This is a genomic window from Lutibacter oricola (genome assembly GCF_900106565.1).
Classification (GTDB): domain Bacteria; phylum Bacteroidota; class Bacteroidia; order Flavobacteriales; family Flavobacteriaceae; genus Lutibacter; species Lutibacter oricola.
The window spans coordinates 313,024-329,123 of sequence record NZ_FNNJ01000002.1; the positions used below are offsets into that span (position 1 = coordinate 313,024).

The following is a 16,100-nucleotide window of genomic DNA, read 5'->3' on the forward strand; positions in this document are numbered from 1 at the left end:
TATGTTAAGAAACGTATTTTTAAGTTGCATTATTTTAGTTCTGTTTATTGCTTGTCAAACAAAGGAAATTGAAAAAAAAGAGCAGAAAGCACCAAATGTTATTCTGGTACTTACAGATGATTTAGGTATTGGAGATTTAGGATGCCACGGAAATCCTTGGTTAAAAACACCTAATATTGATTCTTTTTATAATGAAGCGGTTCGAATGACAGATTTTCATGTAAGTCCGCTTTGTACGCCAACTCGAAGTGCAATTATGACTGGCCAATACCCAATAAATAATGGGGCTTGGGCTACGTTTAAAGGTAGAGATGCTTTAACTAGAAATACGGAAACAATGGCTAACGTATTCAAAAATAACGGATATAAAACAGCTTTGTTTGGTAAATGGCATTTGGGTGATAATTACCCTGTTCGCCCTACAGATTGTGGTTTTGACACTACAATTCATCATTTGGCTGGTGGTGTTGGTGAATTATCAGATTATTGGGGAAACAGTTATTTTGATGATGTTTATTATGTGAATAATAAACCTCAACAGTTTGAAGGTTATTGCACTGATGTTTGGTTTAACGAAACAATGAAGTTTATTGATGAGAACAAAAATGCTGACCAACCATTTTTTGTGTATTTACCTACAAATGCTCCACACGATCCTTTGATTGTTGCAGAAAAATATGCCGAACCTTACAAGCAGTTTGAAGGTAAAGATATTGTTAGTGCGAACCTTTATGGAATGATTGCCAATATTGATGAAAATTTTGGAAAACTAAATGCTTACTTAGAAGAAAAAAATCTTGCTGAAAATACCATTGTAATATTTATGAGTGACAATGGAACTCGTTTTGGTTATAGCCAAGATGGAAAGTTAGGTTACAATAAAGGTTACAGCGGAATTAAAGGAAGTAAGCTAGAAGGCGGACATATTGCACCATTTTTTATTCGTTGGCCAAATGGTGAAATTCAAGGAGGGAAAGATATTAATACACTTACCGCTCACGTAGATTTAGTGCCAACTTTAGCTAAATTATGTGGACTCACAATTCCGTCAACTATGAAACTTGATGGAGTTGATTTTTCTTCATTATTAAAACCTCAAAAAGGAGTACTTGATGAACGAACTGTTTTTCTTCATAATCGCCAAGATTGGAGACCACCAATGGATGAAAATCAAACGTGTATTTTAAAAAATCAATGGCGTTTGGTAAATGGTAAGCAGTTATATGATATTATAAAAGATCCAAAACAACAACATAATGTTGCTTCAAAACATCCTGAATTAGTTAAGCAATTATTAGCTGATAATGCCGAATTTCTGAAATCAACAAAAGCAAGTCCTATTTATAGTGAACTTCCGGTTAATGTAGTTGGAAATGAAGCACAAAAAGAAATAAAATTAACTATTCAGCATGCAATAGGAGAAGGTGGTGGTATTTGGAAGCCAGAGCAAGTTTCAGAAGGAATGAAAAACATAAATAATATGCATGCATTGGAAATAGAAAAAGCAGGTGTTTATGAAATTTCGTTAAGAAGATGGCCAAAGGAATGTCCAGGTCCAATTTGGGGAATTCCACAAAAAAATCCTAAAAATTTGTATGAATACAAAACCATTCATCCAACAAAAGCAAGAATTCAAATTGCCAATCAAATTCTTGAAAAAGAAATAAACAAAAACGATGAGGAGGTTCTTTTTAAAGTGAAGTTAGAAAAAGGAAAAACCTTATTAGTAAACGACTTTATTGAGGGTAAAGAAACATATGGTGTGTACTATTCATATGTGAAAATAATTAATTAAATAATAATAAAATGAAAAGAGTATTATTTCTATTTTTAATAGGCGTAAGTTTTGTATTTACTGCAAAAAGCCAAAATCAACCGAACATTTTATGGATAGTTACTGATGATCATAGAGCAGATGCTATTGAGAGTTATAATGAAGTTTTAACTGGTAATAAAAATAGCGCTTTGGGCTATGTATCATCTCCAAACATTGATAAACTTGTCTCGGAAGGAGCATTTTTTATAAATGCCTATAATAATTCGCCAGCTTGTGGACCTTCTAGAGGATCAATGGTTAGTGGACGTTATACATTTAGAAATGCACATTATGCTTTTGAACAAACTCATCAAGAACCAGATTTTGTAAAACCTACATTTACGCAAACACTTCAGAAAAAAGGATATACTACAGCTTCATTTGGTAAAGATGGCGCGTACATTTTTAAGTGGGGGCCTGGACAAGGATTTAAAGATGCTGGGCTTTATGACTATAAAGTAAGTTTTAAACACGATTTACAAAAAAATGATGTTGGAGATTTTTGGAATCAACCAGCTTATAAAAAAGGAACTTGGAAAAATTTAGGAACTGAAGAACGTGTAAAAACTCCTGATGGAAAAATTGTTAAATTTTTAATTAAAAAGAAAGATGGGGAGTTTAGTAAAGTAGATATAAAAACTCGTAACGAAGTTGAGAAAAAGTATGAAATTCTTCGTTCATATACTCGCTACAATAAAGATTTAATTATTGGAGGTGAAAATCCAATGCCTGCTGGTGAAACCATAGATGCAAAAATTGTTGAAGAAATGAAGCTGTATTTAGAAAACCAGAATAAAGCGTTTAAAACAACCTGGGGTGAAGACAGAACTGGAGTAAACCCTGAAAAACCTTTAATGATTAACTTAGGGTTTCATTTACCACACACTCCGGTTTTGCCTCCAAAAGAATTCAGAGATAAATTCAAAAATAAAAAGTATAAAATTCCTGCTTTTACTGAAAAGGAGTTAGAGAATATGCCACCTCAAATTCATCGTTTATTCAAAAATTTAAATTTCAGTAAAATGACTACTAAGGAAAAACAACAGGCAATTCAAGATTATTATGCGTTTTGTGCCTATGGAGATGCCTTAATTGGTGAGTCTGTCGAGATTTTTAAAGAGTATTGCAAGAAAAATAATCAGGAATATTTAATCATTTTTACGGTTGGAGACCACGGTTGGCATTTAGGTGAACAAGGAATTGAGGCAAAATTTGGTCCTTGGGATAAGTCTACAAACGGAGCTATGATTATGGTTTCTTCAGATAAGACTAAAGTTCCGGAAGGTTTGGTGAAAAACCAGTTAATTGAATATGTAGATATTGCTCCAACTATTTTAAGTGAAGCCGGAGAAGACATTCGCAGTAATGAATATAATTATTTAGATGGCTACAATATGATGGATTTCGTGAATAATAATCAAGAAAAACGTGAATATATAGTTGGAGAAATTAATTTAGTTGCTGGTGCAAGAGCTTATATACGTTCAAGAGATTTTGCATTTTCAATGAAAACCAGAACTTGGGCTAAGAAAAGAGACCCAAATCAAGGTATAAAATGGGCTTTAACTTGTCCTGTTGAAGAAGCTGAATTAGTATTATACGATTTACGTAAAGATCCTGATGAAAGAGATAACGTTGCCGATAAAAAAGACTACAAAGCTTTGGCAAGTTGGTTTAGAAATAAATTAGGAAATATTGTGTTAGGTGATGGTCGTATTGAATGCGATTGGTCAAAAGCAAATACATACAATGTTAGCAATTTTGCAAAAGGTGCTCACAACGGAAAATTAGATATTCCTCGAGCAATAATACCAAAAATTAAATAATTAAAACAGATTAAATGAAACTTAAATTAGTATTATTAATTTTACTTTTTATAAACATAACAAGTATTTCAGTAGTTGCTCAAGAAAGAGAACATGATTTTAACTTCGATTGGAAATTTACTTTAGTAGAAGAAACTAAAAAACCAACACAAATACCTTTAAACGATTCTGATTGGAGAGCTATTCGCTTACCACACGATTGGAGTGTAGAAGCTTCTTTTAATAAAGATTTAGAAGGTTGTACAGGTTATTTACCTGGTGGAGTTGGTGTATATCAAAAACATTTTAAAACACCTTTAAACGCTTCAGAAAAAAACATTTTTATATTATTTGATGGTGTTTATAATAATGCTACGTTTTGGTTAAATGGTAAGTTGTTGGGTGAAAATCCTTACGGATATTCTCCAACTTATTTTGAATTAACAAAACATTTAAAAACCGATGGTTCAGAAAATATAATTACAGTACATGTAGATCATTCTCGTTATGCAGATAGTCGTTGGTATACTGGTAGTGGGATTTATAGAAATGTGAAACTAATTACTGTTGATAAATTACACATTCCTATTTGGGGAACATTTGTAACAACTCCTGAAATTACAAATAAAAAAGCTGTGGTTAGTATTGAAACCAATGTAAAAAACAGCGATAGAAAATCGAAAAAATTTGTATTAACAAATGAAATTTTGGATGGTAAAGGAAGTAGTGTTTCAATTCAAAAAAAAGAATTAAAAGTTTCTGCAGGTAAAAGTTTGGTTAACACACAGTTATTAACAGTTTCTAATCCTAAATTATGGGATACAGAAAACCCTAATATGTATAAAGTGGTTTCAACAATTACTTTAAAAGGAAAGGTTGTTGATACGTATACAACTCCATTTGGAATTCGTAGTTTAGAAACAAACGATCAAGGTTTCTTTTTAAATGGAAAATCAAATTATGTAAAAGGTGTTTGCTTACATCACGATGGTGGTTTAGTCGGTGCTGCCGTTCCTGAAGGTGTTTGGAGAAGACGCTTAGAATCTTTAAAAGAAGCTGGTTGTAACGCAATTAGAACATCTCATAACCCTTTTTCAGAAGAATTTTTAGACCTATGTGATGAAATGGGGTTCTTAGTTCAAAATGAAATTTTTGACGAAATGGATAACCCAAAAGACAAACAATTCAACTTAAATGAAAGAAGTGTAAAATACATTACACGTGGTTATACTGAACATTTTCAGAAATGGGGTGAAAGCGATTTAAAACGAACAATGTTAAGAGATAGAAACCATCCTTCTGTGTTTCAGTGGAGTATTGGTAACGAAATTGAATGGACCTATCCAGATTATAAACATGTAAGTGGGTTTTGGGATCCTGAAAATAAAGGTGGCTATTGGAACGGAAACATTCGTTTAACTGCTGAAGAAATGCAAGCTCGTTACAAAGCTTTGCCAGACAGAAAATATAAACTTGCTGAAACGGCTGGAAAACTTGCTAGTTGGGTAAAAGACGTTGATACAACACGGCCAGTAACTGCAAACCTAATTATACCGGTAGCAAGTTGTGCTTCGGGGTATGCGGCGGCATTGGATATAGTTGGGTTTAGCTACCAAATTGCACATTACGACTGGTGTAAAAAGAATTATCCAGATATGATTTTTACGGGAAGTGAAAACTCAGGATATTTAAGCGAATGGAATTCAATAATAGAAAACCCAATGGTTTTTAGTATGTATATGTGGACAGGAATTGATTATATGGGAGAATCTAATGAAAAATGGCCTCGCAAAGCTTTTCCTGGTGATATGTTAGATATGGCTGGATTTAAAAAAGCAGGTTGGAACAACTTTAAAAGTATTTGGGTTAACAAACCTAATATTTCATTTAATACAAGATTATTAAGCGATTCTAAATTTAAACTTGACGAATTAAGTGGTAAAGTAGTACCTAAAAAAGGAAAAACACCAAATTGGGACAATCATATTTTAAATGATCATTGGAATTATAAGCAAGGTGAAATGATTGTAGTAGAAGTAAGTTCAAATTTACCAGTTGTTGAATTATTTTTAAATGGAAAATCATTAGGCGAAAGAGGTTTGTCTCAATGTCCAGATCGTATTTTCCGTTGGGCAGTTCCGTATGAAGCTGGAACGCTTGTTGCAAAAGGAGGATTTACTGGAGCTGAAATTAAAACGGAATTAAAATCTGCTTCTGAGCCTGTTAAAATTAAATTAACGGTTGATAAAACTGAATTAAATGCCGATGGTTATGATGTTGCACACATTATTGCTCAACTGGTTGATAAAGATGGAAATGATGTAAAAACAACAAACATAGATTTAACTTTTGAAGTTAATGGAGAAGCTAAAGTACTTGGAGTTGATAACGGAGCAGATACAAATATTCAAGATTATCAAACAAATAGTTTAAAAACTACCAAAGGACGTTCTTTATTAATTATTCAATCTTTAAGAAAAAAAGGTTCAATTAAAATTGAAGCAAAATCTGCAAAGTTTAACAGTAATACAATTCAAATCACAACTAGATAAATAATAGACAGAACGCTATAAATATTTAATGCTTTACAATTTTATCTACTTTTAGTTAATAAAAAATATTTAGACAATAATATGAAAACAACAAAAAACATTTTACTAGCTGCATTAATGCTAATTTGTTCTATAACTACTTACTCTCAAAAGAAAAATATTGTCTTTCTTTTTGCTGATGATGCAGGTTATCACGATTTTGGTTTTCAAGGAAGTAAAACCTTTAAAACGCCTAATCTAGATAAGCTAGCTAAAGATGGAATGGTTTTTAAACAGGCTTATACTACGGCTGCTGTTTGTGGACCTTCAAGAGCTGGGTTATTAACTGGTAGATACCAACAACGTTTTGGTATTGAAGAAAATAATGTACCAGGTTATATGAGTCATTCTTCAAAACTTATGGGAGATGAAATGGGAATGCCTTTGGATGAAAAAACAATTGCAGATTATTTAAAACCTTTAGGGTATACATCGCAAATTTTAGGTAAATGGCACTTAGGAAATGCTGATAAATACCATCCACTTCATCGTGGTTTTGATGAGTTTTATGGATTTCGAGGTGGTGCAAGAAGTTTTTGGCCATTAACACAAGCTCAAGCTGCAGATAGACCAGAAAACAGATTAGAGATTGGTTATGAAAAATACCAAGAGGCAGACAAATATTTATCTGATGCTATTGCTGATGAAGCTTGTAATTTTATTGAAAGAAATAAAAACAAACCATTCTTTACATATGTTTCTTTTAATGCCGTACATACGCCATTGCAAGCAACAAAAGAAGATTTAGCAAAAGTAAAAGGGTTAACAGGAAAGCGTAAGGTTCTAGCTGCTATGACTATTGCTTTGGATAGAGCTTGCGGACAAATTTTAGATAAATTAAAAGAACTTGGTTTAGAAGAAAATACATTGGTTGTTTTCTCAAACGATAATGGAGGCCCTGATGGTTCAAAAACGTGCAATTATCCGTTGAGCGGTTGTAAATCTAATAATCTTGAAGGAGGAATTCGTGTTCCTTTTATAATGAAATTACCAAACGTAATTAAACCTGGAAGTACTTATAACAAACCTGTAAGTATGTTAGATATGCTACCAACTTTTGTAAATGTTGCTGGAGGTAATGCATCTAAAATTAAAAATATAGATGGTGTTGATTTGATTCCTTTTGTTACAAAGAAAAACAAGGCCGAACCACATAAAATGTTATTTTGGAAAAAAGAAAATAGAGGTATTATACGTATGGGAGATTGGAAAATGTTGAGGTTTCCAGATAGACCAGCTGAATTATATAATATAGAAAAGGACCAAGAGGAGAATAACAACTTAGCCTATAAACATCCTGAAAAAGTAAAAGTAATGTTCAAACATTTATGGAAATGGGAATGCGAATTAGAACGTCCATTATGGATGTTAAAACGTGTTTATGAAGAAAATGCAATGAAGCGTATGGATGATAAAAGAACACCTATTTTAGATTAAAAATACAGTAATAATTCTCAACTAAAATTAAACGGGTAGCATTTGATTAAAATGCTGCCCGTTTTCAGTAAAATGATACTATACAAACTATATACAATTATTCTTTATACAGGTATACCAAGGTTTAAATCCAAAAATCATACGTTTTAGTATTAGAGACATTTAAACCAATCTTCATCCCAGCTTTGTTATAAATTGCATACTACTTAAAGTAATTTATAAATGAATTTGAAAAATCTAATTTTATACTTTTTTTTTATATTTCTAACCATAGGAAATAATACAATAGCACAACAAAAGAAGCAACCAAATATTCTTTGGATTACAAGCGAAGATAATAGTGCAGATTGGTTAGGTTGTTACGGCAATAAATATGCTGAAACTCCTAATATAGATAAGTTAGCCAAAGAAGGTTTTTTATATACCAATGCATTTTCAAATGCTTCAGCTTGTTCACCTTCACGCAGTACTTGGATAACTGGCATAAACGCAGTTTCTATGGGAACTCATCATCAAAGAAGTCGCTATAGAATTCCTCATAATAAAATAAAATACTATCCAGATTTATTAAAAGAAGCTGGTTATTATACTGCAAATTTTGATAAGACAGATTATAATATTGGAGGAAGAAATGATAAAGAATGCTGGGACAATACAGAAAATGTAAATTGGGAAACCTTAAAAAATGAACAACCATTTTTTCAAGTAATTAACACGCATAAATCTCATGAAAGCCGTGTTTATGGAAAATTGAACGAAACTACTCATAACCCTGATAGTACAGTTTTAAGAAAGTATCATCCCGATTTACCGATAACCCGTAAAACCTACGCACAATATCTCGATTCTATTAAAGCTATGGATGGTGAAGTTGGTCTGGCTTTAAAGAATCTTAAAAAGGTTGGGTTGGCTGAAAATACTATTGTTATTTATGCTTCTGATCACGGAGGAGTGATGCCACGTAGCAAACGTTATTTACACAGAAACAGCTTACATTGTCCTTTAATTGTTCGCATACCTAAAAAGTATAAAAATTTGTGGCCATCAAAAAAAGCTGGAATTAAAATTGACCGTTTGGTTAGTTTTGTAGATATGCCTAAGACTTGGTTAAGTTTGGCAAAAGCATCAATTCCAGATTATATGCAAGGAACCATTTTTCTTGGGAAAAATAAAGAACCTGAAACTGATTATCATTTCGCTTTTAGAGGACGAATGGAGGATGGTGTTGAAAACTCTCGTGCGTTAATAGATAATAAATTCCTCTACATACGTAATTATAATCCATACACTCCTTGGATGCATTATCATTTTTGGATTTGGGGAATTGAATTCACGCGTTCTTGGGAACAATTAGTCTTAAATGGAAAAGCAACAAAGACTCAATCACAATTTTTCAAAGCTAAAGGAAGCGAAGAACTTTACAATATTATTGAAGATCCAGATTGCATCAAAAATTTAGCAAATCTACCAGAATATTCTAAAGAAGTTGCAAGAATGAGCAAAGCATTAAAAATGGAACAACTTAAAATTAATGATGCTGGTTTGTTACCTGAAACAGAAATGAATCGTTTAGCAAAAAAACACAATACAACTGTTTATGAATTAGCTCAAAATCCTTCAATTTATAATACTAAAGCTTTATTAGATGCCGCAAATATTGCTTTAGAAGGAAACCCAAAAAATCTGAATCAACTGAGAGAAATGTTAAATAATAAAAATCTAGGTATTCGTTATTGGGGATTAATAGGATGCTTTATGTTAAATGATCAACTTGCAGGAATTAAGTTAATTAACGATGAATCTCACGAAATAAGAGCAATGGCTGCTTGGATATTGATTCGAACAGGTATGAAGGAAGAAGGAATAGCTTGTATTGAAAAATTATTAGGAGAAAAAGGCTCATTTTATGCCGTAAATCCACCTAGTTATGCTCATTTAACCGTGCTGAATATTATTGATTGGATGGGTGAAGATGGAAAAAAACTGATGCCAATAGTTCGCAAACAAGCATTTGAATCTAATAATGCAAAAGAGTACAGAAACGGACTACGAGTTCGTGACCATTTAATTGAAAAGTTTAGCAGATATTAATATAAAAATCATTATGAAAAACATCCTAACCCTTTTTGGTGTATTAATTATTTTATTTTCTTGTAAAACAGAAACTCAAGATTTAGACAAAACTGAAAATGTCATAACATATAACAAACCTTTAATTTCCGACTTTTCAGAAGTAATTATTAAAACACCACGTAATATTCCAAAAATGTCTGCGGTTTCTCCTAACGGAGATAAGATTACGGTTAACAGCCAGTATTTAACGTATAACAACAAGCCTTGGATTCCTTCATACGGAGAATTTCATTATCAACGTTATCCTGCGGAATATTGGGAAGATGCCCTGTTAAAAATGAAAGCGCAAGGTTTTGATGGTGTATCAGCCTATGTTTTATGGATTTTACACGAAGAAATTGAAGGTGAATGGGATTTTACTGGAAGTAATGATTTAAGACGTTTCATTAAATTATGTCAAAAGCACGATTTAAAGTTTTATGCAAGAATTGGACCTTGGGTAAATGGCGAATGCAGAAATGGAGGTCATCCGGATTGGTTGGTTAAAAGATTGGGAAATCCTAAAAATCCATTTGGAAATAGTGGACGAGGCGGTAAATTGCGTACAATGGCACCTGAATATTTAGCTTCAGTTGATATCTTATTTCAAAAATTAGCAGAACAAATGAAAGGTTTGTATTGGAAATATGGTGGCCCAATATATGCTATTCAATTAGATAATGAGTTTTCGCATCACGTTTCAAAAGGAAGTCCTGCTTTAATGGATTGGGAAAAAGAAACGGCAATAAAATACGGAATGGATGTTCCATTATATTCTGTAACAGGATGGGCAGATGCTCCTTATACGCAAGACAACACCATTCCTTCGTATGGTTCATATGCTGATTATTTTTGGATTCCTGCTGATGCAAAACACGTACCTGAAGCGTTTAGTTTTAGTATTTATAGAGCTTCAAATGATGTTAATACTGAATTAAGTGATGGAGCCAAAGAATCTGAAGGTATTCAAACTTCATATGACTCTAACCCTTATTTAACCTGTGAAACTGGAATTGGAATGGATATGGCATATCACAGACGAACAAATCTTGATAATTTTGATAATGGAGCCCTTTCTTTAGTTGAACTTGGAAGCGGTGCAAATGGTATAGGATATTTTATGAATGTTGGAGGTAATAATCCTAAAGGTAAATTAACTTATATGAATCGAGATATTGAATCAGGAGCAAATGATAACGGTGTTATTAGTCGTGATTTTCAAGCTGCAATTGGAGAATTTGGTCAAGTTCGTAAAAGCTTCCACGAATATCCAGTTCAGTTAAATTTTATGACAGATTTTGGAGAATATTTAGCGCCTTGTAAAACTTTTGTTCCTACGGAATTAGATGAACTTAAAGGATTTAAACTAGGACAAACAAATAAACTACAAAGAGCTATTAGAACCGATGGTAAAACAGGATTTGTTTTTGTTAACAATCACGTTAAATTAGAAACAGCTTATCAATTCAATAATATTCAATTTAAAATTAAATTGAAAAATGAAACGTTAACAATTCCAGAAAAAGCAATAACTGTTCCTGTAGACTCTTACTTTTATTGGCCTTTTAATTTAACGCTTCAACAAACAACCATTAAATATGCTTCGGCACAACCTATACTTCATTTAAAAGAAAGTAACACCTATGTTTTCTTTCAAAATGAAGGAATTAATGCTGAATTTGCTTTAGACAATACAACTTTAGAAACTGTAACAGCTAACAATGCCAAAGTTTCAAAACAAAGCGAAACAACAAAAATTGACATAACACAAGCTGGTTTAAATTGTTATTTTAACGTAAAACAGAAGAATGGAGAAACTGTTCGTTTTATCGTTTTATCACAAAAGCAAGCTAAACAATTGTATAAAAACAATGATAAACTATACTTGTCTAATGCAGAAGTAATTAAGTTTAACAATGTTAATAATACAATTGAAGTTGTTAGCGAGAATACACAAAATTCAGTTTGGGTATATCCTTCAAACACTATTGTAAATTTAGCCACTTCAAAAGATGGTTTATTTGATAAATTTGAAGTTAATTTTGAAAAACAAGAAGTTCCAATTACCATTAAAGAAACTCAAGATGGTAAAAGTTTAACGTTTAAAAATCGTTCAAATAATAGAAAAGTAAATAACAAAATTGCACGCCCGTTAGATTCGGTTTGGCATAAAGGAACTGTTGTGGAATTTAGCTTTCCTAAAGGAATACCTTCAAACCTAAATGATGTAAGAGTTATTGTAGATTATAAAGCAAGTGCTTTACGTTTTTATAAAAACGGAGAATTTAAATACGATAATTACTACAATGGAAATAAGTGGGATTTAAGCACAAAACATTTGTTGTCTGATTACAATTCAGATATGAAACTGGAATTAAAATTTATTCCGCTTCAACCAAAAGATGCCATTTATATTGATGGTGTTTATTGGCCAGATTTAGATAAAACTGAGAATGTATTAAAAGTGAATGGTATTACAACTATTCCTGTATATAGTAAAAATTATAAATTAAAATAATGAGTAAAATAAAGATTTTAATATTAGTAGTTTCGGCGATTCTTATTTCAAACAAAACAATAATAGCACAACAGGAAAAACCAAACGTGCTTTATATTTTAACCGATGATCAACGTTATGATGCTATTCCGGCATTTAATAAAATGTTGCACGGTCGTGAAGAAAGCGCATTGGGTTATGTAGAATCTCCAAATGTTGATCGTTTGGCAAATATGGGAACAACTTTTATAAATACCTTTTGTCAAGCACAAGGTTGCGCGCCTTCGAGAGCGTCGATGCATACAGGACGTTACCCGTTTCGCTCAGGAGTTTATCAATTTGAATACTTTAATAACAATACCGATAACTCATATCCTTTATTACCAGAAGAAATGGCAAAATTAGGATATCAAACAATGCACGTTGGAAAATTAGGTGTTCGTATTAGAACTTTAGAAAACAACAATGCGGTTAAATTTCCATTGTATCAAGTTGATATAGATTCTAAAATTGTAGAGAATGAAGGTTTACCAGAATGGGGTAAACAGAGTTTAGTAACAGAAGTAAATGGTGTAAAATTAAAAAAGCCTTTACGAAATGTAACTTACTTTAAAGATGAAGATGGAACGGTTTATTATAAGTCTGAAAAATTAGAAAAAGACAATCCGCAGTTGGCAGGAATGGCTAAAGAAGCCTTTGATAAATATGAATTGTTTTATAAATACAACAAGAAAAAAGGTCAGCCTCAAAGTGTATTTAATAAAGGAGTTTTAGCAGGTGTAAGTCCCCAACCTTCAGGAAAAACTAGAGATGGACATTACACTGCATCCTTTGTAAACTTCTTAAAAAATGCGAATAAGAAATTTAAAGTGGGCATTCAAACTTTTGAAGGAGTAAACTCTGCTAAACCATTATTTGCACATATTGGTTACGATTTTCCACATACACCTGTATTGCCTCCAAAAGAATATCGTGAACGTTTTCAGAAGTATTCTTATAAAATTCCTGAATTAACAGATGAAGAATTCAAAAAAATGGCTAAAGCTTTTCAAAAACGTGTAACTTCAAGTTATTCAGATGATTTTACCGATGAAGAAAAACAAAAAATGGTGCAAGATTATTATGCATTTTGTGCATATGGCGATAATTTAATTGGACAAGCAACAGAGGCTTTTATTAAATATAGTAATACTAAAAAGCAACCTTGGATGATTGTGTATGTGTGTGGAGATCACGGTTGGAAATTAAATGAGCACGGTTCCATTACCAAAAACACACCTTGGGAAATGGATAGCCACAACCCAATAATTGTTGTTTCTTCAGATAAAAATAAATTCCCTGCCGGAAAAGTAGTTAGAGATTTTACAGAATTTGTAGATATTGCTCCAACAGTTTTAAATGCTGCAGGAGCTGATATTGAGCAACAAAAATTCAATCATTTAGATGGTTTAGATTTAGAAAAAATTGCTTCTGGTATAATTCCTGCAAGAGACTATGTACTAGGAGAAAGTCACCATTCTATTGGGCCAAGAGCATATATTAGAACTAAAGATTATATGTTTTCGGTTAAAACCCGACCAAGTTCAAAAAGAGGAGTTAATATGAATTGGGCAATGGAAGCAACTTACAAAGAATTAGATCCTGCTTTATACCATACAACTAAAGATCCTAATGAAATTAACAATGTTGCTTTTGATCCAAAGTATAAAAAAATAGCAATGAAAATGAAAAAGAAATTGCTGGATATTGTAATTGGAGATGGAAGAGCAGAAATAAATTGGGGAGGCGATAATTTTGGTAAAAGCACCAAAGCTATTGGAACTAAAGTGTACCGTAACAATACAACAGTAGGGGCACACGATTATAAATTGAAATTACAAAACATAAAATAATGAAAAGAATAATAGTTTTAATGTTGTTACTAAGTGTAACAGCTACTAAATTTAGTTTTGCACAAAAACAGCAACCAAATGTACTTTGGGTTTTAACTGACGATCATCGTTATGATGCTGTTCGTTCATTTAATAAAATGCTTACTGGAAAAGAAGAAAGTGCATTAGGTTATGTAGAATCTCCAAATATTGACCGTTTGGCAAGTATGGGTACAACATTTATAAACACCTATTGCCAAGCACAAGGATGTGCGCCTTCACGTGCATCTATGCATTATGGACGTTATCCGTTTCGTTCAGGAGTTTACGAGTTTGAATATCACAATAATAATTCAGATAATTCATATCCACACTTACCAGAACAAATGGAAAAGTTAGGATATCAAACTGTGCATATTGGAAAATTAGGTGTTCGTTTAAGAACTATTAAAAATGGAAAGGCTGTTGCGCCTAATATGTATCAAACAGATATTGATTCAAAAACACTTGCAAATGAAGGCCTTGCTGAATGGGGGAAAATTTCATTGTTGAAAGAAATTGATGGTCAAAAATTGAAAAAACCTTTTAGAAATATCAAATACTTGAAAACTGAAGATGGAAAGTTTCATTTCTTCACAAAAGAATTAGAAGAACAAAATCCCCAGTTTGCTGGTATGGCCCAAAATATTTACGATGAATTAGATTTGTTACGTAAGCATACCCCAAAAAAACCAGAGACTGTTTTTAATCAAGGTATTTTAGGAGGAGTAAGTCCAAGATCAGCAGGGAAAACACGTGATGGTTATTATACTTCTTCATTTATAGATTTCCTAAAGAATGAAAATAAAGAGTTCAAACTTGGAAAAGCAGCTTTTAAGGGAGTAAATTCAGAGAAGCCCTTATTTTGTCATATTGGTTATGATTTCCCACACACTCCAGTGCTACCTCCTGCAGAATATAGAGAACGTTTTCAAAAATATAAATACAACATTCCAAATTTAACTAAGGAAGAATGGGCAAATATGCCAAAGCAACTAAAAAAACAAGTTGGCAATTCATATTCTAATGATTTTACTGATGAACAAAAACTGTCTATGATTCAAGATTATTATGCTTTTTGTGCATATGGAGATGATTTAGTTGGACAATCTGTTGATGCTTTTATTGAATATAGTAAGAAGAAAAATCAACCTTGGTTAGTTGTTTATGTGAATGGAGATCACGGATGGAAATTAAATGAACACGGAGCTTATTCAAAATTTACACCTTGGGATATAGATGCTCACAATCCAATTGTTGTGGTTTCTTCAGATAAAAAAGCATTTCCTGCAGGAAAAGTAGTTAGAGATTATACAGAGTTTGTAGATATTGCTCCAACTATTTTAGCAGATGCAGGTGCAAATTTAAAAGATAAAAAGTTTGACTATTTAGATGGAATGAATTTAGCTGATGTAGCTGCTGAAAAAGCTCCAAAAAGAGATTATGTAATTGGTGAAAGTCACGCAGTAACTGGTCCAAGAGCTTTTATAAGAACTAAAGAATATGTGTTTTCAATGCAAACACGTCCTACAAAAAAACGTGGAGAAAATATGAAATGGGCTTTAAATGCTTCGTATAAAGATTTAGATCCTGCACTTTTTGATATGAAAAAAGATCCACAAGAAACTAACAATTTAGCTTTTGATAAAAAGTATTCAAAAATTGCAAAAGCTATGAAGCAAAAGTTAATAAATGTAGTTCTTGGGGATAATAGAGCAGAAGTAAATTGGGGAAAAGGAATGAATGCAATTAACACCAAAGTTTATCATAGCAATTTTGCTCCTGGTGCTCACGATTATAAGTTGAATCTTAAAAAATAGAATTATTAAATATTGTCAACCTGAACTTGTTTCAGGTTCTCTTAATAATGGTATTCAAAATGATGAGATTCTGTAACAAGTTCAGAATGACATAATTTTTTCAAACAAATAA

At 32.1% G+C, this 16,100-nt stretch carries 8 protein-coding genes; all 8 read left to right on the forward strand.

Annotation, left to right across the window (positions count from 1 at the left end; genetic code table 11):
* Position 1: 1 nt before the first annotated feature.
* Positions 2-1,795 carry an arylsulfatase gene (locus BLU40_RS06095; protein WP_090121145.1) on the forward strand — a complete coding sequence of 598 codons (1,794 nt, stop codon included), beginning with the start codon at positions 2-4 and terminating at the stop codon, positions 1,793-1,795.
* Between the two features lie 11 nt (positions 1,796-1,806).
* Entirely contained in the window at positions 1,807-3,642 is a 1,836-nt protein-coding gene (locus tag BLU40_RS06100) for a sulfatase-like hydrolase/transferase (RefSeq protein WP_090121147.1), read from the forward strand.
* Positions 3,643-3,656: 14 nt separating this feature from the next.
* The gene (locus BLU40_RS06105; RefSeq protein WP_090121149.1) at positions 3,657-6,173 is read left to right on the forward strand and encodes a glycoside hydrolase family 2 TIM barrel-domain containing protein; all 2,517 of its coding nucleotides are present in this window, start codon (positions 3,657-3,659) and stop codon (positions 6,171-6,173) included.
* Between the two features lie 81 nt (positions 6,174-6,254).
* On the forward strand, positions 6,255-7,649 hold the full coding sequence (locus tag BLU40_RS06110; protein ID WP_090121151.1) for a sulfatase: 1,395 nt from the start codon (positions 6,255-6,257) through the stop codon (positions 7,647-7,649).
* A gap of 222 nt (positions 7,650-7,871) precedes the next feature.
* Positions 7,872-9,740, forward strand: a complete 1,869-nt coding sequence (locus BLU40_RS06115; RefSeq protein WP_090121153.1) for a sulfatase family protein — start codon at positions 7,872-7,874, stop codon at positions 9,738-9,740.
* A gap of 13 nt (positions 9,741-9,753) precedes the next feature.
* On the forward strand, positions 9,754-12,279 hold the full coding sequence (locus tag BLU40_RS06120) for a beta-galactosidase (protein ID WP_090121155.1): 2,526 nt from the start codon (positions 9,754-9,756) through the stop codon (positions 12,277-12,279).
* On the forward strand, positions 12,279-14,150 hold the full coding sequence (locus BLU40_RS06125) for a sulfatase-like hydrolase/transferase (protein WP_090121158.1): 1,872 nt from the start codon (positions 12,279-12,281) through the stop codon (positions 14,148-14,150). Before BLU40_RS06120 ends, BLU40_RS06125 begins: the two co-directional genes overlap by 1 nt.
* Positions 14,150-15,988, forward strand: coding sequence for a sulfatase-like hydrolase/transferase (locus tag BLU40_RS06130; RefSeq protein WP_090121163.1), 1,839 nt, complete (start codon positions 14,150-14,152; stop codon positions 15,986-15,988). Before BLU40_RS06125 ends, BLU40_RS06130 begins: the two co-directional genes overlap by 1 nt.
* Positions 15,989-16,100 lie beyond the last annotated feature (112 nt).